The 25890-nt window shown below is 65.7% G+C and carries 14 protein-coding genes; 11 read left to right on the top strand and 3 right to left on the bottom strand.

Translation table 11 applies throughout. The features are described 5' to 3' along the window. Window positions 1-36: 36 nt before the first annotated feature. The 4 genes from ACZ0BA_RS21590 to ACZ0BA_RS21575 all read left to right on the top strand — a co-directional run bounded on the left by ACZ0BA_RS21590 (window position 37) and on the right by ACZ0BA_RS21575 (window position 6088). The gene (locus ACZ0BA_RS21590) at window positions 37-381 is read left to right on the top strand and encodes a hypothetical protein (protein WP_463453221.1); all 345 of its coding nucleotides are present in this window, start codon (window positions 37-39) and stop codon (window positions 379-381) included. Window positions 382-467: 86 nt separating this feature from the next. Beyond that, window positions 468-1706 carry a TolC family protein gene (locus tag ACZ0BA_RS21585; RefSeq protein WP_463453220.1) on the top strand — a complete coding sequence of 413 codons (1239 nt, stop codon included), beginning with the start codon at window positions 468-470 and terminating at the stop codon, window positions 1704-1706. A 22-nt stretch (window positions 1707-1728) separates the two neighbouring features. Continuing rightward, window positions 1729-2940 carry an efflux RND transporter periplasmic adaptor subunit gene (locus ACZ0BA_RS21580; protein WP_463454807.1) on the top strand — a complete coding sequence of 404 codons (1212 nt, stop codon included), beginning with the start codon at window positions 1729-1731 and terminating at the stop codon, window positions 2938-2940. A 16-nt stretch (window positions 2941-2956) separates the two neighbouring features. Then, window positions 2957-6088 carry a CusA/CzcA family heavy metal efflux RND transporter gene (locus ACZ0BA_RS21575; protein ID WP_463453219.1) on the top strand — a complete coding sequence of 1044 codons (3132 nt, stop codon included), beginning with the start codon at window positions 2957-2959 and terminating at the stop codon, window positions 6086-6088. Here the strand turns inward: ACZ0BA_RS21575 and ACZ0BA_RS21570 are convergent. Together ACZ0BA_RS21570 and ACZ0BA_RS21565 are read right to left on the bottom strand one after the other, a co-directional pair. Then, a complete protein-coding gene (locus tag ACZ0BA_RS21570; RefSeq protein WP_463453218.1) occupies window positions 6085-6396 on the bottom strand; it encodes a cupin domain-containing protein in 312 nt (103 codons plus the stop codon). The two genes, ACZ0BA_RS21575 and ACZ0BA_RS21570, sit on opposite strands and share 4 nt — an antisense overlap. Window positions 6397-6406: 10 nt before the next feature. After that, the gene (locus ACZ0BA_RS21565) at window positions 6407-7009 is read right to left on the bottom strand and encodes a DJ-1/PfpI family protein (RefSeq protein ID WP_463453217.1); all 603 of its coding nucleotides are present in this window, start codon (window positions 7007-7009) and stop codon (window positions 6407-6409) included. Window positions 7010-7092: 83 nt separating this feature from the next. Here ACZ0BA_RS21565 and ACZ0BA_RS21560 point away from each other — a divergent pair, with 83 nt between their 5' ends. From ACZ0BA_RS21560 to ACZ0BA_RS21540, 5 genes are all read left to right on the top strand, one after another. Continuing rightward, a complete protein-coding gene (locus ACZ0BA_RS21560) occupies window positions 7093-8112 on the top strand; it encodes a GlxA family transcriptional regulator (RefSeq protein WP_463453216.1) in 1020 nt (339 codons plus the stop codon). A 44-nt stretch (window positions 8113-8156) separates the two neighbouring features. Then, complete coding sequence (locus ACZ0BA_RS21555; RefSeq protein WP_463453215.1) at window positions 8157-8549, top strand: hypothetical protein; 393 nt, start codon at window positions 8157-8159, stop codon at window positions 8547-8549. Window positions 8550-9350: 801 nt separating this feature from the next. Further along, complete coding sequence (locus tag ACZ0BA_RS21550) at window positions 9351-20288, top strand: hypothetical protein (protein ID WP_463453214.1); 10938 nt, start codon at window positions 9351-9353, stop codon at window positions 20286-20288. A gap of 228 nt (window positions 20289-20516) precedes the next feature. Then, entirely contained in the window at window positions 20517-22679 is a 2163-nt protein-coding gene (locus ACZ0BA_RS21545) for a peptidase domain-containing ABC transporter (protein ID WP_463453213.1), read from the top strand. Then, window positions 22652-24016: an HlyD family type I secretion periplasmic adaptor subunit gene (locus ACZ0BA_RS21540; RefSeq protein ID WP_463453212.1), complete on the top strand. Its 1365-nt coding sequence runs from the start codon at window positions 22652-22654 to the stop codon at window positions 24014-24016. Before ACZ0BA_RS21545 ends, ACZ0BA_RS21540 begins: the two co-directional genes overlap by 28 nt. 76 nt (window positions 24017-24092) lie before the next feature. Here the strand turns inward: ACZ0BA_RS21540 and ACZ0BA_RS21535 are convergent, their stop codons facing one another. After that, window positions 24093-24713: an OmpW/AlkL family protein gene (locus ACZ0BA_RS21535; RefSeq protein WP_463453211.1), complete on the bottom strand. Its 621-nt coding sequence runs from the start codon at window positions 24711-24713 to the stop codon at window positions 24093-24095. Between the two features lie 312 nt (window positions 24714-25025). Here ACZ0BA_RS21535 and ACZ0BA_RS21530 point away from each other — a divergent pair, with 312 nt between their 5' ends. Continuing rightward, window positions 25026-25349, top strand: a complete 324-nt coding sequence (locus ACZ0BA_RS21530; RefSeq protein ID WP_463453210.1) for a CzcE family metal-binding protein — start codon at window positions 25026-25028, stop codon at window positions 25347-25349. Between the two features lie 39 nt (window positions 25350-25388). Further along, on the top strand, window positions 25389-25844 hold the full coding sequence (locus ACZ0BA_RS21525) for an SgcJ/EcaC family oxidoreductase (protein WP_463453209.1): 456 nt from the start codon (window positions 25389-25391) through the stop codon (window positions 25842-25844). The last annotated feature ends 46 nt before the right edge of the window (window positions 25845-25890 follow it).

Raw genomic sequence — 25890 nt, 5'->3', positions numbered from 1 at the left:
GGAGCAGCGGCGGCGGCAGGCTGCTACAATAGTCTGGTGAAAAAGCTATTGCTCATCCTGCTGCTGACCATACTGCCGATCCAGTACGCCTGGTCGATGGCGGCCGTCTATTGCCAGCACGAGCCGGCCAAGGTGTCGCATTTCGGCCATCACGGCCACCAGCACCAGGCGCAGTCCGATGAGGATCCCGATCACGGCAAACCAGTCAAAGTGCACAGCGATTGCGAAGTCTGTCACCACGCGGTGCAGGCTTCGGTGCCTGAAGATGGCGCGCTGATGGCGCGGCCGGCCGCGCAGGCGCACGCCGCGCCGCTGCTGATTGATTATCTTTCTTATATCTCCGATGGGCCCCTGCGGCCCAACTGGCTGCTCGTCGCCTAGCGCGACGAGACCTCTCCTCCTCATATTTTTCTGTCGGACGACGGTGACGTCTCGTCGAATTCTTTTCCATTCATTCGGAGAATTCGATGTTCAAGTATTTTTTGTCGCTTTATATGGCGGCATGGCCGGCGTTCGCCCTGGCCGGCGCATTGGCGCCATCGCCCGTGCCCGAACCCACCGGCCCACTGACCCTGGAGGCGGCGCTGGCGCTGGCCGCCGACGCCAATGCCGACCTGTCGGCCGCGCGCCACGAGCTTCTGGCGGTGGACGGCGCGGTCCAGCAGGCCGGTTTGCTGCCCAATCCCTCGCTGTCGGTCGAACGGGTGGACACGCGCCACGATACGCGTGAGACCACCTTCCTGTTAAGTCAACCGCTGGAGCTGGGCGGCAAACGGCAGGCGCGCTTGCAGGCGGCGCAGCGCGAACGCGATAGCGCCTCGGCGCAGCTGGGCGCGCGCAAGTCCGGCATCCGCGCCGATGTCATCGACGGCTGGTTCGCCGTGCTGGCCGCGCAGGAGCAATTGCGGCTGGCGCAGGAGGCGTCCGAGCTGGCCGAGCGCGCGGCCGCCGCCACAGGACGGCGCGTGGTCGCCGGCAAGGTGTCGCCGGTGGAGGAGACGCGCGCGCGGGTCGCCGCGTCGACCGTGCAACTGGATCTGCTGCGCGCGCGCAGCACCCTGGCGATCGCTCGCAAGCGGCTGGCGGCGATGTGGGGCAATCCGGCGCCGCGCTTCGAGAAGGCCGACGGCGATCTCGATACGCTGCCGTCGCTGCCCGACCAGGCCTTGCTGCACCATCGTCTGACGCAGGCGCCGGGCATGGCGCTGGCGCGCTCGGAACTGGACAAGCGGCAGGCGCTGGCCAAGGTGGAGCTGACCCGCCGCATACCCGATGTCACGCTCAACGTCGGCAGCAAGCGCTCGGAGGAACTGGGGCGCTCGCAGGCGGTGTTCGGCATCTCGGTGCCGCTGCCATTTTTCGACCGCAACCAGGGCAATGTGCTGGAGAGCGCGCGCCGCGTGGACAAGGCGCGCGACGAGTTGAGCGCCACCGCGCTGTGGCTGGATGCCGAACTGGCGCAGGCGCGCGAGGATTTCGACGTCGCCCGCCAACAGGCGCTGGCGCTGCGCAGCGAAATCGTGCCCGGTGCACAAAGCGCTTACGAGGCGGCCAGCACCGGCTTCGATTACGGCAAATTCGGCTTCCTCGACGTGCTCGATGCCCAGCGCACGCTGTTGCAGGCGAAATCCCAATACCTGAATGCCCTGGCGGAGGCGCATCGCGCCAAGGCCGCCATCGGCCGCATCCTCGGCGAGGACCAATGAGATGAACAATAAGATGAACATGATGACTACAAAGCAGAAAATCACGATCGCCGTCATGGCGGTCATCGGCGTGTTGCTGGCTGCCTGGATGCTGATGCCAAAACGCGGCGCGGAATCGTCGGAATCGGCCCCAAATCACGGTGACCATGGTTCCGAAGCGGTAGCGCCGCGCAAGGACGAACATGGCGCCGGCGAAAAACCGCAAACCATCGCGCTCGACGATGCGCGTATCAAGGCGGCCGGCATCGCCATCGCCACCGCCGCGCCGGCCGACATCAGCATCGCCATCACCCTGCCCGGCGAGATACGCTTCAACGAGGACCGCACCGCGCACGTGGTGCCCAAGCTGTCCAGCGTGGTCACCGCCGTGAGGGCGGATCTCGGCCAGGTCGTCAAGCAAGGGCAGGTGCTGGCGGTGGTCGCCAGCAGCGGCTTGTCCGAACAGCGCAGCGAGCTGCTGTCGGCGCAGCGGCGGCTGGCGCTGGCCGGCACCACGCTCGATCGCGAACGCCGGCTGTGGCAGGACAAGATCTCGGCCGAGCAGGATTATCTGCAGGCCAAACAGGCGATGAGCGAAGCGGAGATCGCGGTGCAGAACGCGCGCCAGAAGTTGAGCGCTTTCGGCACCGGGGCCGCCACCGGTTCGGACTTGAACCGGCTGGAGCTGCGCGCGCCGTTTGACGGCATCGTCATGGAAAAACACCTGGCGCTCGGCGAGGCGGTCAAGGAGGACGCCAACGTCTTCACCATCTCCGACCTGTCGACTGTGTGGGCGGAAATCGCCGTTCCGCCGAAGGACCTGAATCTGGTGCGGGTGGGCGAGACGGTGACCGTCAAGGCGTCGGCGTTCGAGGCCCAGGCCACCGGCAAGATTACCTACGTCGGTTCGCTGCTGGGCGAGCAGACGCGCACCGCCAAGGCCCGCGTCGCGCTGGCCAATCCCGACCGCGCCTGGCGTCCCGGTCTGTTCGTCAACGTCGACGTGCTGTCCGGGCAGACCGGCGCGGCAGCCGTCACCGTCGCCACCGAGGCGATCCAGACGCTCGAGGACAAGCCGGTGGTGTTCGTCAAGGTGGCAGGCGGCTTCCGTCCACAACCGGTGGTGACGGGGCGCGGCGACGCCAGGACCACCGAGATCCTGCAAGGCCTGACGGCCGGCACGCAGTACGCGGCCGCCGGCAGTTTCGTCCTCAAGGCGGAACTGGGCAAGGGCAGCGCGGAACACGCGCACTGAGACGGGGGACGACACCATGTTTGAACGCATCATACGATTTGCCATCGTCCAGCGCTGGCTGGTCATGCTCGCGGTGGCGGGGATGGCCGGTTTCGGCATCTACAGCTATCAAAAGCTGCCCATCGACGCGGTACCCGACATCACCAATGTACAGGTGCAGATCAACACGGCGGCGCCGGGCTACTCGCCGCTGGAAACCGAGCAGCGCGTGACGTTCCCGATCGAGACCGTTATGTCCGGCCTGCCGAACCTGGAGCAGACACGTTCCCTGTCGCGCTATGGGCTGTCGCAGATCACCGTCATCTTCAAGGACGGCACCGACATCTTCTTCGCGCGCCAGATGGTCAACGAGCGCATACAGGAGGCCAAGGCGCAGCTGCCGGCCGGGATCGCGCCGGCCATGGGACCGATTTCGACCGGCCTGGGTGAAATCTACCTGTGGACGGTGGAAGCCAAGCCGGGCGCGAAGAAGGCCGACGGTACGCCCTACACGCCGACCGACCTGCGCGAGATCCAGGACTGGATCATCAAGCCGCAGCTGCGCAACGTCGCCGGTGTCACCGAGATCAACTCCATCGGCGGCTACGCCAAGGAATACCAGGTGGCGCCCAACCCGCAGCGCCTGGCCTCCTACGGCCTGACCTTGCAGGACGTGGTGACGGCGCTGGACCGCAACAACGGCAACGCCAGCGCCGGGTATATCGAAAAACGCGGCGAACAACTGCTGGTGCGCGCGCCGGGACAGGTGCGGTCGCTGGAGGACATCCGCAATATCATCCTCAGTAACGTCGACAGCGTGCCGGTACGGATACGGGATGTGGCCGAGGTGCAGATCGGCCGCGAGCTGCGCACCGGCGCCGCCACCGACAATGGCCGCGAGGTGGTGCTGGGCACCGTCTTCATGCTGATCGGCCAGAATAGCCGCGCCGTCTCGCAGGCGGTGGACAAGAAGATGGTTGACATCAATCGCAGCCTGCCGGCCGGCGTGCAGGCCATCACCGTTTACGATCGCACGGTGTTGGTCGACAAGGCCATCGCCACGGTGAAGAAAAACCTGCTCGAGGGCGCGGTGCTGGTGATCGCGGTGCTGTTCCTGTTCCTCGGGAATATCCGCGCGGCGCTGATCACGGCGATGGTGATACCGCTGTCGATGCTGTTCACCTTTACCGGCATGGTCACCTACAAGGTCAGCGCCAACCTGCTCAGTCTTGGCGCGCTGGACTTCGGCATCATCGTCGACGGCGCGGTGGTCATCGTCGAGAACTGTGTGCGGCGGCTGGCGCATGCGCAGCAAACGCTGGGACGCAAGCTGACCCGCGCCGAGCGCTGCGACGAGGTCCATGCGGCGGCCAGGGAGTCGCGCCGTCCGCTGCTGTTCGGCCAGTTGATCATCATGGTGGTCTACCTGCCGATCTTCGCGCTGACCGGCGTCGAGGGCCGCATGTTCCATCCGATGGCGCTGACCGTGGTCATCGCGCTGCTGGGCGCGATGCTGTTGTCGATCACCTTCATTCCGGCTGCCGTGGCGCTGTTCATCGGCGATAACGTGGTCGAGAAGGAGCACCGCAAGATCACCGCGTGGTACAGCGCCATCCTGGAACGGGTACTTGCCAACACCCCGGTCGTGCTGACATTCGCCGGCATTTCGGTGGCGCTGTCGCTGCTGCTGGCGACGCGCCTCGGCAGCGAGTTCGTGCCGAACCTGAACGAGGGCGACATTGCGATCCAGGCCTTGCGCATCCCCGGCACCAGCCTGACGCAATCGGTGGAGATGCAGCAGCGGATCGAGCTGACGCTCAAGCAGGCATTCCCCGAGATCGAACGGGTGTTCGCGCGCACCGGCACGGCGGAAATCGCCTCCGATCCGATGCCGCCGAATATCTCGGATGGCTACATCATGCTCAAGCCGGAAGCCGACTGGCCCCAGCCGCGCAAATCGCGCGACGAGCTGCTGGTGGCGATCCGGGAGACGGTGGAAAAGCTGCCGGGGAACGCGTTCGAGTTCTCGCAGCCGATCCAGCTGCGCTTCAACGAGCTGATATCGGGCGTGCGCAGCGACGTCGCCGTCAAGCTGTTCGGCGACGACACGGCGGTGCTCAACGACACGGCCACGAAAATCGCCGCCGCGCTGGGCAAGGTCGCGGGCGCGACCGAGGTCAAGATCGAGCAGACCACTGGCCTGCCGATGCTGACGGTGGACATCGACCGCAGCAAAACCGCGCGCTACGGCCTGAATGTGGGCGACGTCCAGGAGACCATCGCGACGGCCATCGGCGGCAAGGAGGCCGGCACCATGTTCGAGGGCGATCGCCGCTTCGATATCGTGGTGCGGCTGCCGGACGCGCTGCGCGAAGATCTCGACGCGATGCGGCGCCTGCCGGTGCCGCTGCCCGTGAAATCCGGCGGTGGCGCCAACTTCATTCCGCTGGGCGAGGTGGCCGGCTTCAGCGTGGCGCCGGGGCCGAACCAGATCAGCCGCGAGGACGGCAAGCGCCGGGTCGTCATCAGCGCCAATGTGCGCGGGCGCGATATCGGCTCTTTCGTGGCCGAGGCGGAGCAAGCGTTGCAAAGCCAGGTCAAGGTGCCGGCCGGGTACTGGACCGCGTGGGGCGGGCAGTTCGAGCAGCTGCAGTCGGCCACGCGCCGCCTGCAGATCGTCGTGCCGGTGGCGCTGCTGCTGGTGATGGTGCTGCTGCTGGCGATGTTCGGCAACCTGCGCGACGGACTGCTGGTGTTCAGCGGGATTCCGTTCGCGCTCACCGGCGGGATCGCCGCGCTGGCGCTGCGCGGCATACCGCTGTCGATATCGGCGGCGGTGGGCTTCATCGCGCTGTCCGGCGTGGCGGTGCTCAACGGCCTGGTGCTCATTTCGTTCATCCGCTCCCTGCGCGAGCAGGGGCGCACGGTGGAGCAGGCGATACGCGAGGGCGCGCTGGGCCGATTGCGTCCGGTGTTGATGACGGCGCTGGTGGCGTCGCTGGGCTTTATCCCGATGGCGATCGCCACCGGCACCGGAGCCGAGGTGCAGCGGCCGCTGGCGACGGTGGTTATCGGCGGGATCTTGTCGTCGACGGCGCTGACGTTGCTGGTGCTGCCGCTGCTCTATAGACTGGCGCACCGCGATCGACAAGCGCTCAAGCCCGGTTAAACGCTGCCGGCACGCTCAATGACCAGAATACGCGCCTGTCCGAGCGGATGGGCGCAGTGGGCGTCGCCGACGCCGGCGTGGAAGATATCGCCGGCGCGCAGGTGGGCCACCAGTTCGCGGCCGTCCTCGCGGTAGTACATCGCCACCTCGCCATCGAGGACCGCAAACACCTCGTCGCCGTCGTTGACGTGCCAGCGGTATGGCTGGTCGGTCCAGTGCAGCCGCACGGTGGCGTTGTCGATCGCGGCGATCGATAGCGCCTCCCAAGCGCGTGTGCCGGTGTACTCGCTTGCGCGAACGATTTTCATGCGCGCTCCCTCATCCCTGGTTCCAGTCGTATTCCATCTGGCGCGCCGTGCGCAGCGCCAGCTCGCGGCCGGCCAGCCGCTCGACCAGATGCAGCGACATGTCGATGCCGGCCGAGATGCCGCCGGAGGTGACGGTGGCGCCGTTGTCGATCCAGCGCCGGTTCTCCTCCACCTGCAAGGCCGGGAAGGCGGCGCGCAGGCCGGCCATGTCGTCCCAGTGCGTGGTCACCCGCTGGCCATCGAGCAGTCCGGCTTTGGCCAGCAGGAAGGCGCCGGTGCACACCGACGCCACTAGTTCGCAGGCGCCCGCGCTGGCGGCGATCCAATCGATGACCTCCGGCTTGGTCAGTTCGGCATCGACCACGCCACCGGGGACGATCAATATGTCGAATAGATCGCCGCCGGCGAAATCGGTCTCCGGCAGCACGCTCAAGCCGGCGCGCGCGCGCAGCATGGACAGGGTGGCGCCGACGGTGCGGACCTGGAACGGCGGCGGCGCGCCTGGCGCCAGCTTGCCGGCCACGCGCGTGGCACAGGTGAATACCTCGTACGGTCCGGCGAAGTCGAGTACCTCGACGTTATTGAAAACATAAATGCCGATGGTGCGTGTCATGGGAGCCTCCTGGGTTGGGATGGAGACATCATCCCACTTCGCCGGTTGACACAAATGACATCGATGGTGGAATATGTGCCAATATGAGATCCCACCCGTCACCCGTCCGGAAGCACCTGGCCGCAGCCACCGACATCTGGCTGCTGGTGTTCCCCGGCTTCGTGCTGCTCGACGCCACCGGCCCGGCCCAGGTGTTCGCCACCGCCAATGACGAGGCGCGGGACGCCGGCCTGCCGGAACCCTACCGTATCCACATGGTGTCGGCGGACGGCGGCGCCATCGCTTCGACCGCCGGCGTGACCGTGTTGACCGCGCCGCTGCCGACGGCGGGCCTGGCCGGCTCGACCCTGGTGGTGTCCGGCGGCAGAGGGCTGGAAACGGGCGACAGCGTCGCGTTGGCGCCGGCCACGGTGCGCTGGGTGGCCGGCGCCGCCGTGGGCGGGCGGGCGGTGGCGCGCTGCTGCGCGGTGTGCAGCGGCGCCTTCGTGCTGGCGCGCGCCGGACTGCTGGACGGCCGGCGCGCTGTCACGCACTGGCAAGACGCGGCGCTGCTGCAGGCGCAATATCCCGCTATTACCGTGCAGGAGGACGCCATCCATATCAAGGACGGCACTATATATACATCGGCCGGCATCACCGCCGGCATCGATCTGGCGCTCAGCCTGGTCGGCGAGGATCAGGGGCGCAACTTCGCGCTAAGCGTGGCCAAGCGGCTGGTGGTGTTCTTCAAGCGCCCCGGCGGCCAGCGCCAGTTCAGCTCCGAATTGTTGGCCCAGGCCGATCCGGAAGGCTTGCACGGTCAACTGACGGCCTGGTTGCGTCCGCGCCTGAAGCGGCCGATCGATGTCAACCAGATGGCGGCCGCGTTCGCGTTGTCGGTGCGCTCGCTGCACCGCAAGCTGCAACAGGAGGCGGGCGTGTCGCCGGCGCAACTGTTGCTGCGGTTGCGCATGGAGTGCGCCTGCGCGCTGCTCGAGCAGCCGGGCATGACCGTCAAGCGGGCCGCCGACCAGAGCGGCTTCGGCAGCGAGTACAATCTGCGCCGCGCCTTCGCCGCGCATCTGGGCGTGGTGCCGAGCGATTATCAGGCGCGCTTTGGCTGACCTTGCCAACTTTGGGCGACAGCCGGTAAAAACAGGAAAATTGCATGCAGGGATTTGAAACATGGATGGCGCGCGTGCTGTTGCTCAACAGCGCGCTGACACTGGGCGTGAGCCTGGGTCTGCTCGGCGCGCCGCAGGAGGCGGACGCGCTGGCGCTGTTGTTCGGCGTCGGGCTGTTCGGTTTTCTTGCCGCCGTGCTGGCGCTTAAACGCTGGAAAAGCGGGCTGCGGGGCGGCATGCTGTACTACGCGGTACAGCTGATCAGTTATTTCCCGGACCACGGCGGCTGGCAATACAGCGTCAAGGCCGGCGTCAGCATCGGCCTGGTCATGCGCTTCCCAAGCGCCACCCTGGTGCTGAACATGGTCGCGCTGGCGCTGCTGGTCGCCACTGTTGCCGTGCTCGTCTGGCGCGCGCGCGGCGCTGACGCCCGTTAAGCCGGCGTCATTTCTTTCTTTAGCTACTCCATCTTCCGCGCCGCCGGCGGCGACCGCCATCGGCCTGCGCCTCGCTGTTGACTAATGGTTGTTGAACGTCATGTGCACGTCATGAAGTCACAGTAACATCTTTAACAAAATTTCCTCTGCGAATTAATGTAGCGCGCGATTTTCACGCGTAGCCGCGCGCCAACTCTATCTTCTCAGCAATACAACATGATCTAAAGAACATGATTGCCGCGCTAGGAATATTGCCTTGAAGCAGGTTGCGGACAAGATACATTCGGTCAAATAAATTCTTGATGGAAATTAACTCGGCTATACTTGCTGTTAATACGCTTGCGTCCGGTGCCCCCCAAGCACTGTTCCGGGTCTAAAAAAGCCAATGATTTCAAGTGCTTGGGGCACTTTTGATACATGGCGAAGAAGGCCAGGTTTTTTATTCCCAGCAGCAACAAGTTTGTTTAGTGAAAGATCCGCTCTGGTCGCCTTGTACTCGAGTGGAGCAGAATTGTCGTCCGCCCTGTCCGCCTAACGGTGTCGCGAACGATGCACCAAACAATTTGTGATGAAATTTAAGTTGAAATGCAGCAAATCGCCACCGTTTGCTAAAGTTGACACTTTTGTTGACGTTAAGAATGTGTGTGCGGGATTTTTTGCGCCTGTAGTAACGAATTAGCAGCAAATACATAGTTATAAAACGGCAAATGTGCCACTGACGGAAGCTAAGGATTCGACGGGTAGGGCCGTCGATCCCGCTTTTTCGGACAGATCGAATGAGCGCCCTTTAGGAGAAATGCAATGAGCGTCGTAACCAGTTTTACCACGGACCAGATCGCTAGTCTGACTACCCAGCAACTCGCAGCGCTTTCGACAGCTGAGGTTGCTTCGCTCAATTCCGATCAGATCGGTGCGTTGACGACGTTGCATGCTTCCGTACTGACTTCCACGCAATTGGGCGCGATCACCACCAGCGCAGTGACCTCGCTGAACACCGAAGACATCGCCGCATTGAGCACCAACGCGGTGGCCGGTTTGACCAGCGCGCAGATCAAGGCGCTGGCGACCGACCAGATTGTCGCGCTGACCACCAACCAGGCCGGCGCCCTGTTGACCCAGCAGGTCGGCGCGCTGTCGACCGACGGCATCGTCGCCCTGGAAACGTCCGATTTCGCCGCGCTCAAGACCGCCGCGGTCGCCAGCCTGACCAGCGTCCAGATCCGCGCGTTGACCACGGACCAAGTCGTCGCGCTGACGACCGCCGGCGCCAACGCGCTGACTAGCGCTCAAGTATCGAACCTGGGCACCGACGCCATCGCCGCCATGCAAACGGCCGATATCGCGGCCCTCAAGACCAGCGTGATCGCCTCGCTGTCGTCGGTCCAGGTCGGCGCGCTGACCACCGACCAGGTCAAGGCCCTGACCACCGCCACCTTGGTGGCGCTGAGCACCTCCAACGTCGCCAATGGCCTGACGACCGATCAGATCGTCGCGATGACGTCGGCCCAGTTCGCCAGCCTGAGCACCGCCCAGATCAGTGCGCTGTCGAGCAATAGCATCGCCGCCATCGAAACGGCCGACATCGTCGGCATCAGCACCGCCGGCATCGCCGCGCTGAAATCGAACCAGATCGCAGGATTGAGCACCGAGCAAGTCGCCACGTTGTCGAGCAACCAGATCGTTGCCCTGACCACGGCCGGCATCAAAGCGCTGAGCACCGACCAGGTCGTCGCGCTGACCACCGCCCAGGCCGCCGCACTGACCACCCAGCAAGTCGCCTCGCTCGGCACCGACGCCACCGCCGCGCTCGAAACGGCCGACTTCGCCGCACTGAAGACCGCCGCCATCGCCGGCCTGGCCACCAGCCAGATCCGCGTGCTGACCACCGACCAGATCGTCGCGCTGACCACCGCCGGCGCCAACGCGCTGACCAGCGCGCAAGTGGCCGCCCTGAGCACCGATTCTGTGGCCGCCATGCAGACGGCCGACCTGGCCGCGCTCAAGACCGCCTCGTTTGCCGCGCTGAATTCCAACCAGGTCGCCGCGCTGACCACCGACCAGGTCAAAGGCCTGTCGAGCGCCCAGTTCGCCGCGATGAGCACCGCTAACATCGCCACCGGCCTGACGACCGACCAGATCGTCGCCATGACCTCGGCGCAATTCTCCGGCCTGAGCACCGGCCAGATCAGCGCCCTGTCGAGCAACAGCATCGCTGCCATCGAAACGGCCGACATCGTCGGTATCAGCACCGCCGGCATCGCCGCGCTGAAATCGTCGCAGATCGCCGCCCTGGCCACCGAACAGGTCGCCACGTTGTCGACCAACCAGATCGTCGCACTGACTACCGCCGGCGCGGCCGGCCTGACCACCGACCAGATCGTCGCACTGACCACCGCCCAGGCTTCGGCACTGACCACGCAACAAGTTGTTGCGTTGAGCACCAACGCGGTTGCCGCGCTGGAAACGGCCGACTTCGCCGCACTGAAGACCGCCGCCATCGCCGGCCTGACCACCAACCAGGTGCGCGCCCTGACGACCGACCAGGTCGTCGCACTGACCACCGCCGAAGCCAACGCCCTGAGCAGCGCGCAAGTTGCCGCCCTGAGCACCGACTCGGTAGCCGCCCTGCAAACCGCCGATCTGGCCGCTTTGAAGACGGCGTCGTTCGCCGGTCTGAATTCGGCACAAGTCGCCGCGCTGACCACCGACCAGGTCAAAGGCCTGGCAACGGCCCAGCTGAGCGCGCTGAGCACCGCCAACATCGCCACCGGCCTGACGACCGACCAGATCGTCGCCATGACGTCGGCGCAATTCGCCAGCCTGAGCACCGCCCAGATCGGCGCGCTGTCGAGCAACAGCATCGCTGCGATTGAAACGGCCGACATCGTCGGTATCAGCACCGCTGGCATCGCCGCGCTGAAATCGTCGCAGATCGCCGCACTGGCCACCGAACAGGTCGCCACGTTGTCGACCAACCAGATCGTCGCGCTGACCACCGCCGGCGTCGCCGGTCTGACCACCGACCAGGTTGTCGCACTGACCACCGCCCAGGCTTCGGCACTGAGCACGCAGCAAGTTGTGGCGTTGAGCACCAACGCGGTCGCCGCGCTGGAAACGGCCGACTTCGCCGCACTGAAGACCGCCGCCATCGCCGGCCTGACCACCAACCAGGTGCGCGCGCTGACGACCGACCAGGTTGTCGCGCTGACCACCGCCGAAGCCAACGCCCTGAGCAGCGCGCAAGTCGCCGCCCTGAGCACCGACTCGGTAGCCGCCCTGCAAACCGCCGATCTGGCCGCTTTGAAGACGGCGTCGTTCGCCGGTCTGAATTCGGCACAAGTCGCCGCGCTGACGACCGACCAGGTCAAAGGCCTGGCAACGGCCCAGTTGAGCGCACTGAGCACCGCCAACATCGCCACCGGCCTGACGACCGACCAGATCGTCGCCATGACGTCGGCGCAATTCGCCAGCCTGAGCACCGCCCAGATCGGCGCGCTGTCGAGCAACAGCATCGCCGCCATCGAAACGGCCGACATCGTCGGTATCAGCACCGCCGGTATCGCCGCGCTGAAATCGTCGCAGATCGCCGCCTTGGCCACTGAACAAGTCGCCACGTTGTCGACCAACCAGATCGTCGCGCTGACCACCGCCGGCGTCGCCGGTCTGACCACCGACCAGGTTGTGGCGCTGACCACCGCCCAGGCTTCGGCACTGAGCACGCAGCAAGTTGTTGCGCTGAGCACCAACGCGGTCGCCGCGCTGGAAACGGCCGACTTCGCCGCACTGAAGACCGCCGCCATCGCCGGCCTGTCGACCAACCAGATCCGTGCCCTGACGACCGACCAGGTTGTCGCGCTGACGACCGCCGAAGCCAACGCCCTGAGCAGCGCCCAAGTCGCCGCCCTGAGCACCGACTCGGTCGCCGCCCTGCAAACCGCCGATCTGGCCGCTTTGAAGACGGCGTCGTTCGCCGGTCTGAATTCGGCACAAGTCGCCGCGCTGACGACCGATCAAGTCAAAGGCCTGGCAACGGCCCAGTTGAGCGCACTGAGCACCGCCAACATCGCCACCGGCCTGACGACCGACCAGATCGTCGCCATGACGTCGGCGCAGTTCGCCAGCCTGAGCACTGCCCAGATCGGCGCGTTGTCGAGCAACAGCATCGCTGCCATCGAAACGGCCGACATCGTCGGTATCAGCACCGCTGGCATCGCCGCGCTGAAATCGTCGCAGATCGCCGCCTTGGCCACTGAACAAGTCGCCACGTTGTCGACCAACCAGATCGTCGCGCTGACCACCGCCGGTGTCGCCGGCCTGACCACCGACCAGGTTGTCGCGCTGACCACCGCCCAGGCTTCGGCGCTGAGCACCCAGCAAGTTGTTGCGCTGAGCACCAACGCGGTCGCCGCGCTGGAAACGGCCGACTTCGCCGCACTGAAGACCGCCGCCATCGCCGGCTTGACCACCAACCAGGTGCGCGCGCTGACGACCGACCAGGTCGTCGCACTGACCACCGCCGAAGCCAACGCCCTGAGCAGCGCCCAAGTTGCCGCCCTGAGCACCGACTCGGTAGCCGCCCTGCAAACCGCCGATCTGGCCGCTTTGAAGACGGCGTCGTTCGCCGGTCTGAATTCGGCACAAGTCGCCGCGCTGACGACCGACCAGGTCAAAGGCCTGGCAACGGCCCAGCTGAGCGCGCTGAGCACCGCCAACATCGCCACCGGCCTGACGACCGACCAGATCGTCGCCATGACGTCGGCGCAGTTCGCCAGCCTGAGCACTGCCCAGATCGGCGCGTTGTCGAGCAACAGCATCGCTGCCATCGAAACGGCCGACATCGTCGGTATCAGCACCGCTGGCATCGCCGCGCTGAAATCGTCGCAGATCGCCGCCTTGGCCACTGAACAAGTCGCCACGTTGTCGACCAACCAGATCGTCGCGCTGACCACCGCCGGTGTCGCCGGCATGACCACCGACCAGGTTGTCGCGCTGACCACCGCCCAGGCTTCGGCGCTGAGCACCCAGCAAGTTGTTGCGCTGAGCACCAACGCGGTCGCCGCGCTGGAAACGGCCGACTTCGCCGCACTGAAGACCGCCGCCATCGCCGGCTTGACCACCAACCAGGTGCGCGCCCTGACGACCGACCAGGTCGTCGCGCTGACCACCGCCGAAGCCAATGCCCTGAGCAGCGCCCAAGTTGCCGCCCTGAGCACCGACTCGGTAGCCGCCCTGCAAACCGCCGACCTGGCTGCCTTGAAGACGGCGTCGTTCGCCGGCCTCAATTCGAGCCAGGTTGCCGCGCTGACGACCGATCAGGTCAAAGGCCTGGCAACGGCCCAGTTGAGCGCACTGAGCACCGCCAACGTCGCCAACGGCCTGACGACCGATCAGATCGTTGCCCTGACGTCGGCGCAATTCGCCAGCCTGAGCACCGCCCAGATCAGCGCCCTGTCGAGCAACAGCATCGGCGCGATTGAAACGGCCGACATCGTCGGTATTAGCACCGCCGGTATCGCCGCGCTGAAATCGTCGCAGATCGCCGCCCTCGGCACCGACCAGGTCGCCACGTTGTCGACCAACCAGGTTGTCGCGCTGACCACCGCCGGTGTCGCCGGCCTGACCACCGACCAGGTCGTCGCGTTGACCACCGCCCAGGCTTCGGCACTGAGCACGCAGCAGGTCGCCGCATTCAGCACCAACGCCATCGCCGCGCTGGAAACGGCCGACTTCGCCGCGCTGAAGACCGCCGCCATCGCCGGCCTGTCGACCAACCAGATCCGCGCCCTGACGACCGACCAGGTTGTCGCGCTGACGACCACCGAAGCCAATGCCCTGAGCAGCGCGCAAGTGGCCGCCCTGAGCACCGACGCTGTCGCCGCCCTGCAGACGGCCGATCTGGCCGCGCTGAAGACGGCGTCGTTCGCCGGTCTGAACTCGAGCCAGGTCGCCGCGCTGACGACCGACCAGGTCAAAGGCCTGTCGAGCGCCCAGTTCGCCGCGATGAGCACCGCCAACATCGCCAACGGCCTGACGACCGACCAGATCGTCGCCATGACGTCGAGCCAATTCGCCGGCCTGAGCACCAGCCAGATCGGTGCCCTGTCGAGCAACAGCATCGGCGCCATCGAGACCGCTGACATCGTCGGTATCAGCACCGCCGGTATCGCCGCGCTGAAATCGTCGCAAATCGCCGCCCTCGGCACCGACCAGGTCGCCACGTTGTCGACCAACCAGGTTGTCGCGCTGACCACCGCCGGTGTCGCCGGCCTGACCACCGACCAGGTTGTCGCACTGACCACCGCCCAGGCTTCGGCACTGAGCACCCAGCAAGTTGTTGCGCTGAGCACCAACGCGATCGCTGCGCTGGAAACGGCCGACTTCGCCGCGCTGAAGACCGCCGCTGTCGCCGGCCTGACCACCAACCAGGTCCGTGCACTGACGACCGACCAGGTCGTTGCGCTGACCACCGCCGAAGCCAATGCCCTGAGCAGCGCGCAAGTTGCCGCCCTGAGCACCGACTCGGTAGCCGCCCTGCAAACCGCCGATCTGGCTGCCCTGAAGACGGCGTCGTTCGCCGGCCTCAATTCGGCACAGGTTGCCGCGCTGACGACCGACCAGGTCAACGGCCTGGCAACGGCCCAGTTCGCAGCAATGAGCACCGCCAACATCGCCGCCGGCTTGACCACCGACCAGATCGTTGCGATGAAATCCGGGCAGTTCGCCAGCCTGAGCACCGCCCAGATCGGCGCTCTGTCGAGCAACAGCATCGGCGCCATCGAGACCGCCGACATCGTCGGTATCAGCACCGCCGGTATCGCCGCGCTGAAATCGTCGCAGATCGCCGCCCTCGGCACCGATCAAGTCGCTACGCTGTCGACCAACCAGGTTGTCGCGCTGACCACCGCCGGTGTCGCCGGCCTGACCACCGACCAGGTTGTCGCGCTGACCACGGCCCAGGCTTCGGCACTGAGCACGCAGCAGGTTGCCGCCTTCAGCACCAACGCGATTGCCGCGCTGGAAACGGCCGACTTCGCCGCGCTGAAGACCGCCGCCATCGCCGGCCTGTCGACCAACCAGATCCGCGCCCTGACGACCGACCAGGTTGTCGCGCTGACGACCACCGAAGCCGGTGCCCTGAGCAGCGCGCAAGTGGCTGCCCTGAGCACCGATTCCGTGGCCGCCATGCAGACCGCCGATCTGGCCGCACTCAAAACGGCGTCGTTCGCCGCGTTGAACTCGAGCCAGGTCGCCGCGCTGACGACCGACCAGGTCAAAGGCCTGTCGAGCGCCCAGTTCGCCGCGATGAGCACCGCCAACATCGCCAACGGCCTGACGACCGACCAGATCGTCGCCATGTCGTCGAGCCAGTTCTCGGGCCTGAGCACCGGCCAGATCGCTGCCCTGTCGAGCAACAGCATCGGCGCCATCGAGACCGCTGACATCGTCGGTATCAGCACCGCCGGTATCGCCGCGCTGAAATCGTCGCAGATCGCCGCCCTCGGCACCGACCAGGTCGCCACGTTGTCGACCAACCAGGTCGCCGCGCTGACCACCGCCGGTGTCGCCGGCCTGACCACCGACCAGGTTGTCGCGCTGACCACCGCCCAGGCTTCGGCACTGAGCACCCAGCAAGTTGTTGCGCTGAGCACCAACGCGATCGCCGCACTGGAAACGGCCGACTTCGCCGCGCTGAAGACCGCCGCCATCGCCGGTCTGACGACCAACCAGATCCGCGCCTTGACGACCGATCAGGTTGTCGCGCTGACGACCACCGAAGCTGGTGCCCTGAGCAGCGCGCAAGTGGCCGCCCTGAGCACCGATTCCGTGGCCGCCATGCAGACCGCCGATTTGGCCGCGCTGAAGACCGGCTCGTTCGCCGCGTTGAACTCGACCCAGGTCGCCGCGCTGACGACCGACCAGATCAAAGGCCTGTCGAGCGCGCAGTTCGCTGCAATGAGCACCGCCAACATCGCCAACGGCCTGACGACCGACCAGATCGTCGCCATGTCGTCGAGTCAGTTCTCGGGCCTGAGCACCAGCCAGATCGGTGCCCTGTCGAGCAACAGCATCGGCGCCATCGAGACCGCTGACATCGTCGGTATCAGCACCGCCGGCATCGCCGCGCTCAAATCGTCACAGATCGCCGCCCTCGGCACCGACCAGGTCGCTACGCTGTCGACCAACCAGGTTGTCGCGCTGACCACCGCCGGTGTCGCAGGCCTGACCACCGACCAGGTTGTCGCGCTGACCACGGCCCAGGCTTCGGCACTGAGCACGCAGCAGGTTGCCGCCTTCAGCACCAACGCCATCGCCGCGCTGGAAACGGCCGACTTCGCCGCGCTGAAGACCGCCGCCATCGCCGGCCTGTCGACCAACCAGATCCGCGCCTTGACGACCGACCAGGTTGTCGCGCTGACGACCACCGAAGCCGGTGCCCTGAGCAGCGCGCAAGTGGCTGCCCTGAGCACCGATTCCGTGGCCGCCATGCAGACCGCCGATCTGGCCGCGCTCAAGACGTCGTCGTTCGCCGGCTTGAACTCGAGCCAGGTCGCCGCGCTGACGACCGACCAGGTCAAAGGCCTGTCAAGCGCCCAGTTCGCCGCGATGAGCACCGCCAACATCGCCAACGGCCTGACGACCGACCAGATCGTCGCCATGTCGTCGAGCCAGTTCTCGGGCCTGAGCACCGGCCAGATCGCTGCCCTGTCGAGCAACAGCATCGGCGCCATCGAGACTGCCGACATCGTCGGTATCAGCACCGCCGGTATCGCCGCGCTGAAATCGTCGCAGATCGCCGCGCTGGGCACCGCCCAGGTATCGACCCTGTCGACCAACCAGGTGGTCGCCCTGACCACCGCCGGCGTCCGCGGTCTGACCACCGACCAGGTTGTCGCGCTGACCACGGCCCAGGCCGCGGCACTGAGCACCCAGCAGGTCGCCGCCTTCGGTACCGACGCCGTCGCCGCGCTGGAAACGGCCGACTTCGCCGCGCTGAAGACCGCCGCTGTCGCCGGGCTGTCGACCAGCCAGGTGCGTGCGTTGACGACCGACCAGGTCGTCGCGCTGACCACCGCCGAAGCCAACGCCCTGAGCAGCGCGCAAGTCGCCGCCCTGAGCACCGACGCCGTGGCCGCCCTGCAAACCGCCGATCTGGCCGCACTCAAGACGGCTTCGTTCGCCGGCTTGAACGCCAGCCAGGTCGCCGCGCTGACGACCGACCAGGTCAAAGGCCTGGCAACGGCCCAGTTGTCCGCGTTGACCACCGCCAACGTCGCCAACGGCTTGACCACCGACCAGATCGTGGCCCTGTCGTCGAGCCAGTTCGCCAGCCTGAGCACCGCCCAGGTCAACGCACTGTCGACCAACAGCATCGCCGCCATCGAAACGGCTGACATCGTCGGCATCAGCACCGCCGGCATCGGCGCGCTGAAATCGAGCCAGATTGCCGCCTTGTCGACCGAGAATGTGGCTGCCTTGTCGACCAACCAGGTTGTCGCGCTGACCACCGGCGGCATCCGGGCGATGAGCACGGACCAGGTCGTGGCGCTGACGACGGCCCAGGCTTCGGCACTGAGCACCCAGCAGGTCGCCGCCTTCGGTACCGACGCCGTCGCCGCGCTGGAAACGGCCGACTTCGCCGCACTGAAGACCGCCGCCGTCGCCGGTCTGTCGACCAACCAGGTCCGCGCCCTGACGACCGACCAGGTCGTGGCGCTGACCACCGCAGAAGCCAACGCCCTGAGCAGCGGCCAAGTCGCCGCCCTGAGCACCGACGCCGTGGCCGCCCTGCAAACGGCCGACCTGGCTGCGTTGCGGACCGCCTCGTTCGCCGGCCTGACCTCGGCGCAGGTCACCGCGCTGACGACCGACCAGGTCAAAGGTCTGGCAACGGCCCAACTGGTGGCGCTGAGCACCGCCAACGTCGCCAACGGCCTGTCGACCGACCAGGTCGTCGCGTTGACGTCGAGCCAGTTCGCCGTCCTGAGCACCGCCCAGGTCAGCGCGCTGTCGAGCAACAACCTCGGCGCCATCGAGACGGCTGACATCGCCGCCATCAGCACGGCCGCCATCGCCGGTCTGAAATCGTCGCAAATCGCCGGGCTGACCACCGCCCAGGTGGCCACGCTGACGACCGCCCAGATCGTGGCGCTGAGCACCGCGGCGTTCCGTACCCTCGGTTCGGACCAGGTCGCAGCGCTGACCACGGCCCAGGCCGCGACGTTGAGCACCCAGCAAGTGGTGGCGCTGACGGTCGACGGGATCGCCGCGATTGAAACGGCCGACCTGGCCGCGCTGAAATCGAGCGCCCTGAGCGGCCTGTCGAGCGCCCAGATCCGCGCGCTGACCACCGACCAGGTGGCCAGCCTGTCGACCGCCGGCATCACCGCGCTGACCACCGCACAGGTGGGCAACGCCCTGACCACCGACCAGATCGTGGCGCTGACGTCCAACCAGATTGGTGCGCTGAGCTCGCTGCAAACGGCAGCGCTGAGCACCAGCAACCTGGCGGCGATCGAAACGCAGGACATCGTCGGACTGAAATCGTCCGCGATCACCGCGCTGCGCACCGTGCAGGTCGCCGCGTTGACGACCGACCAGATCACCGCGCTGAGCACCGCGCAGGTGGCCGCGCTGAGCACGTCGGCATTCGGCTTCGGTCTGACCACCGACCAGACCGTGGCGCTGTCGAGCAACCAGCTCAACGCGCTGAGCACCGCGCAAGTGCGGGCGCTGTCGACCAACAACATCCAGGCGCTCGAAACGGCCGATCTGGGTGCGCTCAAGACCGCCTCGTTCGTGGCCCTGAGCACGGCGCAACTGGTGCGTCTGACCACCGATCAGGTGAAAGCCCTGACGACCGGCCAGATCTACTCGCTGAGCTCGTCGCAAGCGAACGCCATGACGTCGGCTCAGATCGACGCCATGAGCACCGCCCAGGGTAGCGCCCTGTTCAACGCGGCCCACGGCATCTCGCCGCTGGTGCTCGATTTGAACGGTGACGGCATCAGCACCCTGAGCGCGTCGGCCGGCGTCAGCTTCGACCTGACCGCCTCCGGCACCAAGGTCAACGCTGGCTGGGTTGGCGGCGGCGACGGTCTGCTGGTGCGCGATGTCAACGGCGACGGCACCATCAACGACGGTAGCGAGCTGTTCGGTGTAGGCACCACGCTGGCCAACGGCACCAAGGCCACCAACGGCTACGATGCGCTGGCGCAGCTGGACAGCAACGGCGACGGCGTGATCGATGCCAAGGACGGCGCCTTCTCGAGTCTGCAGGTATGGGTCGACGGCAATGCCGACGGCGTCAGCCAGGCCGACGAGCTGAAATCGCTGGCGTCGCTGAACATCACCAAGCTGAACCTCGATGTCAAAGTGGACGGCACCCGCAACAACGGCAACATCATCGGTCTGACCTCGACCTTTGAGACCGCCGACGGCGCCACCCACGCAGCGGCCGACGTCTGGTTCGCGGCCGGTGCGGCCAGCACCAACCTGACCAGCTCGGTCAGCGGACTGGCTTCGGCGATGTCGAGCTTCGGCGCGGCAACGGCGGCCTCCACCGTGACCAAGCTGGAGATGCCTTCCAGCGCGAACACGGCGGTGGCGGCGATGGCCAGTGCGATCAGCAACTACGACAACAAGCTGACCGCCGCAAGCAACTCGGTCTCGACCGAAGAAACGCTGCGACTGAAAGCGCTGCAAGGCGCCCATCACCAGGGTATCCTGGCTGCCAAGTAAGCTGCGGTAATCAGCTGTACCAGTCGCTCGATGAAGACGGCAAGACCTCAGGGTCTTGCCGTTTTTTTTTGAACCGTCGAATAGCGGGGTAAACCTGCTTGTGCTTCTAAACAACAAAAGCCGTTTGCGGGCTCTGCGCTGGGTTAGAATCCGAAGGCTGGTTCGATAGTGCGCGAAGGCAAGCTTTGCCCGGCGGCGCGCCCCAGTTCCTTCCCACACATCAGGCCTATGCACGATAAATTTCCCCATACCGCGATCCAGTGTCTGACCGCCATCGCGCAACACCATGGTCTGCAGATCAATCCGGAGCGACTGATCGACGACTACGCGCTGCGCGCGGAGGAACCTGGCGACGGCGCGCTGCTGCGCATCGCCTCGGATATCGGTTTGAAAGCCAAGGCGGACAAGCTCACCTGGTCGCGGCTGATGGCGCAGGGCGGCGTGTTCCCGCTGATGGCGCGCCTGATCGATGGCAATATGATCATCGTGGTCGGCGTTAAGCCGGCCGACGCGGTCGGCCATCCGGGCGCCGAGGACCAGGTCGCCGTGCTCAACCCGGCCAACGCCAACGCCACCGTGGTCATGGTCGCGCGCGGCGAGTTCGAGAAGCGCTGGGCCGGCGACGTGCTGTTCATCAAACGCCAGCACAAGCTGACCGACCCGAACCAGCCGTTCGGGCTGCGCTGGTTCATCCCCGAGATCCTCAAGCAGAAGGCCGCCTTCCGCGACATCTTCATCGCCGCCATCGCCATGCAGCTGCTGGCGCTGGCCTCGCCGATCTTCTTCCAGCTGGTGATCGACAAGGTGCTCACGCACCAGAGCGTGACGACCTTGCAGGTGCTGGCCGTGGGCATCATCATGGCGCTGGTGTTCGACGCCACCTTCGGCTTCCTGCGCCAGACGCTGACCCTGGCCGCGTCCAACAAGATCGACATGCGCCTGACGCGGCGCGTGTTCGCCCACCTGCTGTCGCTGCCGATCGACTTCTTCGAGACCACCAGCGCCGGCGTGGTCACGCGCCACATGCAGCAGCTGGAAAAAATCCGCAGCTTCCTGACCGGGCGCCTGTTCTTCACCGCGCTCGACCTGATCGCGCTGCTGGTGTTCGTGCCTATCCTGTTCAGCTATTCGTTCAAGCTGGCGATGATCGTGCTGCTGTTCGCGGCCATGATCGGCGGCGTGGTGCTGGCCATGGTGCCGACCTTCCAGCGCCGCCTCAACGCGCTGTACTCGGCCGAGGGACAGCGCCAGGGCATGCTGGTCGAAACCATCCACGGCATGCGCACGGTCAAGGCGCTGGCGATCGAGCCGTCGCAGCGCCGCATCTGGGATCAGCGCTCGGCCGAAGCGATCACCATGCACTTCCGGGTCGGCCAGATCTCCATCGCCGGCAACGCCGTCACCGATTTCCTCGGCAAGCTGCTGCCTGTCACCCTGATCGTGGTCGGCGCCGCCGATGTGTTCGACCAGACCTTGTCGGTCGGCGGCCTGATCGCCTTCCAGATGCTGGCCGGGCGCGTGACCGGTCCGCTGATCTCGCTGGTCGGCCTGGTCAACGAGTACCAGGAGACGGCGCTGTCGGTCAAGATGCTGGGCGAGGTGATGAACCGCGCGCCGGAAGGCCGCGCCGGCGCCAACGGCTTGCGTCCGGTGCTTGATGGCGAAATCAAATTCGACGCCGTCACCTTCCGCTATCCCGGCGCGCAGGCGATGGCGCTCAACAAGGCCAGCTTCACGATCGAGCAGGGCACCGTGGTCGGCATCGTCGGCCGCAGCGGCTCGGGCAAGACCACGTTGACCAAGTTGATCCAGGGCTTGTACCCGGTCCAGGAAGGCATCGTGCGCTTCGACGGCATCGACGCCCGCGAGATCGAGCTGTCGCACCTGCGCCGCCAGATTGGCGTGGTCCTGCAGGAGAACTTCCTGTTCCGCGGCACCGTCCGCGAGAACCTGTCCGTCACCAAGCCCGACGCCACGTTCGAGGAGCTGGTCGAAGCGGCGGTGGCCGCCGGCGCCGACGAATTCATCGAGCGCCTGCCGATGGGCTACGACACCGTACTGGAAGAGAACGCGTCGAACCTGTCGGGCGGCCAAAAGCAGCGCCTGTCGATCGCCCGTACGCTGGTGGCGCGCCCGCGCATCCTGATCCTCGACGAGGCGGCCAGCGCGCTGGACCCCGAGAGCGAAGCCATTTTCATCAGCAACCTGTCGCGCATCGCCGTCGGCCGCACCGTGGTGATGATTTCGCACCGCCTGTCGACCCTCGTCAACGCCGACAAAATCATGGTCATGCAGCAGGGCAGCCTGATGGATGCGGGCCGTCACGAAGAACTGCTTACACGTAGCGAAACTTACCAGCACCTATGGAACCAGCAAACAAGTCACCTCTAAGCTTCAAGCGCCGCAAGGACGAAACCGAAATCGAGTTTCTGCCCGATGCGGACGCCATCGAGCGCGGTCCGCTGCCCAGGTTCGTGCGCGTCACGCTGCACGTGCTGCTGCTGGCGTTCGCGTCGTTCATCCTCTGGGCCTGCTTCTCGCCGGTCGAGAAGATCGTCGTCGCCCACGGCCGCCTGGTCAACCCGCTGCCCAACATCGTGGTGCAGCCGCTCGACACGTCTATCATCCAGAGCATCGACGTGCGCGTCGGCCAGATCGTCAAGAAGGGCCAGGTGCTGGCCACGCTGGACCCGACCTTCAGCGCCGCCGACGAGTCGCAACTGCGCATCCGCCTGCAAAGCCTGGACACCCAGGCCGCCGGCCTGCGCGCCGAACTGTCGGGCACACCCGGCGCGGCCGTGACCAGCGGTTCGAGCGCGGACGCCCAGCTGCAATCGCAGTTGTCCAGCGAGCGCAAGGCCAACTTCGAAGCGCAAAAGACCAAGATGGACCAGAACATCGCGCGCCTGCGCGCCGGCCTGGAAACCAACAAGCACGATCAGGTGATCCTGGCCCAGCGCGTCAAGGCCTTGCGCGAGGTCGAGGCGATGCAGGAGCAGCTGATGGCCGAGCAGTTCGGCGCCAAGATGCACCTGCTGGAGGCGCGCGACCGCCGCCTGGGCGTCGAACGCGACATGGACATGCAGCGTAACAAGGCGATCGAGATGGCCAGCGAGCTCGCTTCGGCCCAGGCCGAGCGGTCGGCTTTCGACAAGAGCTGGCGCCAGAAGGCGATGGAAGACTTGCTGACCGCCTCGCGCGACCGCGACGGCATCAACGAACAGCTGGCCAAGGCCGACAAGCGCCTGAAGATGATCCAGATGGTGGCGCCGGCCGACGGCGTGGTGCTGGAGATCGGCAAGCTGTCGGTCGGCTCCATCGTGCGCGAGGCCGAAACCTTGTTCACGCTGGTGCCGCTGGGCGCCGAACTGGAGGCCGAAGTGCAGATCGACTCGCTCGACATCGGCTACATCAAGCCCGGCGCCGTCAGCCATCTGAAGGTGGATGCGTTCTCGTTCATGAAGCACGGCATGCTGGAAGGCAAAGTACGCACGATCAGCCAGGACTCGTTCAAGCGCGACGCCGCCGACAAGAACGGCGGCGGCATGGACGCCTATTACCTGAGCCGCATTCCGTACAAGGGCGATCTGAAGAATATGACCGACGGCACGCGCCTGCTGCCCGGCATGACCGTCTCGGCCGAGATCGTCGTTGGCCACCGCACGGTGATGTCGTATCTGCTGTATCCGCTGACCCGGGCGCTGGACGAATCGATCCGCGAGCCCTGAGGCGCGCTTACTGTCAATGAAAACGGGCGGCAATTGCCGCCCGTTTTCATTGCGCGCGCACTTTCCGCGCGCGGCATCAGAAACGGTAACCGACGCCGGCGCCCAGCATCAGCGGATCGGCCTTGACACGGCTGGCCTTGGCGCCGCCGATGTAGACGTCGCTGCGGATCTGCACCTTCTTGATGTCGAAGTTGAGCGACCATTGCTTGTTGATCGCGTAGTCGACGCCGGCCTGCAGCGCCAGGCCGACGCTGTCGTGTTCCAGGCTGGCGCCGCCGTCGAGCAGTTTGACCTTCGAGAACACCGTGTAGTTCAAGCCGGCGCCCAGGTACGGCTTGAACGGCGAGTCCAGCACGAAGTGGTACTGCACCATCAGCGTCGGCGGCAGGTGCTTGAAGCTGCCGATGTTGCGCCCGTCAAGCATGACGTCGTGCTTTTGCGGATACGTCAGCACCAGTTCCGCCGCCCAGTTCGGCGTGAAGAAATAGGAGACGTCGACTTCCGGTATGGTCTTGTCGCTGATGGTGAGGCGATCCGACGCGCCGGCGCCGGCGACCGGATCGGACTTGCTGGCCATGTCCAGGTTGACCGCGCGGGCGCGTACCAGCCACGGCGATTCCTGCGCGACGGCGTTGCCGGCGATGGCGCCGATTGCTGCGATTGCTGCGATGATCAATGCTGCCAGGGGTTTCTTCATTTTCACTTCCTTGTGTCGTTGTCCCGGATGTCTGCGAATTGTCTCGGCGCTGGGGGAGGACGCGAGGTGCGCAAGTGTGCCTTGGCGCGCCGGCGGCTGCTATCGGGAGAACTTGATTGTTTGGTAGGGCAATCCCTACCGGCAGATGGCGCAACGCGGGGAAGGGCGACGGCGGCGGCTTGCCTGACGGACGTTTCAGGATTTCCTGATGGTTAACAGCATGCTTTCCTGATGGTGCGGTTGACTGTTAGCAATGATACTTCGGCCCATCGCCATATTTCCTGGCGTCCCATTTCTCTACTGGACTACGCAATGAAAAAATTCCTGACCCTCGCCGCACTGGTGATCTGCATGCCCCTGACCACCCTGGCCGCCAACAAGAACAACGTCAACGGCACCCCGGCCACCGCCGACGCCGGCACCCGCGTCATCAAGATCCTGCCTAAGACCAAGCACGTCAACGTCACCCAGGGTGAAACCGTGCAGTTCGTCGTCGGCGACAAATCGTTCGCATGGCATTTCGACACGCTGCGCGGCAGCACCAGCTTCGCGCTGTCGAAAATCGCCCCGAAAGAGATCGATACCCACCGCGTGCGCGTGTTCGTCGCACCGAACCCGCTGTACCACGGCGGCTAAGCTTAGCGTCGTCCGATCCATCCCATACCAAGGAATACCATGCGCAACTGGACCATCCTCCCACTCGCCTGCATTTTGTTAGCTTGCAATGCCCACGCCGCCGGCAGCGAAGCCTGCCACCCATCGTCGGAAAAAGAAATCGCCGGCCTGTTCGACCGCTGGAACGGCTCGCTGCAAACCGGCGATCCGGACAAGGTCGTGGCCAACTACGCGGAGGGCTCGGTGCTGCTGCCGACCGTGTCGAACACGCCGCGCATGACGGTGGAAGAAAAGAAGGACTACTTCGAGCACTTCCTGAAGAACAAGCCGGTCGGCACCATCAACAGCCGCACCATCAAGATCAAGTGCAACAGCGCGGTCGATGCGGGCCTGTACACGTTCAAATTTGCGGATGGCAAGCAAGTCAAGGCGCGTTACACCTATACCTATAAATGGTACGGTACCGAGTGGCTGATCACCAGCCACCACTCGTCGGCCATGCCTGAAAAAGAATAAGCGCAAAGCAAGCCTGCGCCAAAAGCCGACCCGCGGATCCGGGGTC

This window comes from Duganella sp. AC917 (genome assembly GCF_979258245.1).
Note: the sequence above shows the minus strand (reverse complement) of the source record. Positions and strands in the feature narration are given on the sequence as shown.

What these genes read in the sequence shown, in the direction of transcription:
- ACZ0BA_RS21565 (WP_463453217.1), bottom strand. Translation starts at nt 7,009, where the DNA reads ATGACACGCACCATCGGCATTTATGTTTTCAATAACGTCGAGGTACTC.
- ACZ0BA_RS21535 (WP_463453211.1), bottom strand. Translation starts at nt 24,713, where the DNA reads ATGAAGAAACCCCTGGCAGCATTGATCATCGCAGCAATCGCAGCAATC.
- ACZ0BA_RS21560 (WP_463453216.1), top strand. Translation starts at nt 7,093, where the DNA reads ATGAGATCCCACCCGTCACCCGTCCGGAAGCACCTGGCCGCAGCCACC.
- ACZ0BA_RS21555 (WP_463453215.1), top strand. Translation starts at nt 8,157, where the DNA reads ATGCAGGGATTTGAAACATGGATGGCGCGCGTGCTGTTGCTCAACAGC.
- ACZ0BA_RS21585 (WP_463453220.1), top strand. Translation starts at nt 468, where the DNA reads ATGTTCAAGTATTTTTTGTCGCTTTATATGGCGGCATGGCCGGCGTTC.
- ACZ0BA_RS21525 (WP_463453209.1), top strand. Translation starts at nt 25,389, where the DNA reads ATGCGCAACTGGACCATCCTCCCACTCGCCTGCATTTTGTTAGCTTGC.
- ACZ0BA_RS21575 (WP_463453219.1), top strand. Translation starts at nt 2,957, where the DNA reads ATGTTTGAACGCATCATACGATTTGCCATCGTCCAGCGCTGGCTGGTC.
- ACZ0BA_RS21580 (WP_463454807.1), top strand. Translation starts at nt 1,729, where the DNA reads ATGACTACAAAGCAGAAAATCACGATCGCCGTCATGGCGGTCATCGGC.
- ACZ0BA_RS21570 (WP_463453218.1), bottom strand. Translation starts at nt 6,396, where the DNA reads ATGAAAATCGTTCGCGCAAGCGAGTACACCGGCACACGCGCTTGGGAG.
- ACZ0BA_RS21545 (WP_463453213.1), top strand. Translation starts at nt 20,517, where the DNA reads ATGCACGATAAATTTCCCCATACCGCGATCCAGTGTCTGACCGCCATC.
- ACZ0BA_RS21530 (WP_463453210.1), top strand. Translation starts at nt 25,026, where the DNA reads ATGAAAAAATTCCTGACCCTCGCCGCACTGGTGATCTGCATGCCCCTG.
- ACZ0BA_RS21550 (WP_463453214.1), top strand. Translation starts at nt 9,351, where the DNA reads ATGAGCGTCGTAACCAGTTTTACCACGGACCAGATCGCTAGTCTGACT.
- ACZ0BA_RS21540 (WP_463453212.1), top strand. Translation starts at nt 22,652, where the DNA reads ATGGAACCAGCAAACAAGTCACCTCTAAGCTTCAAGCGCCGCAAGGAC.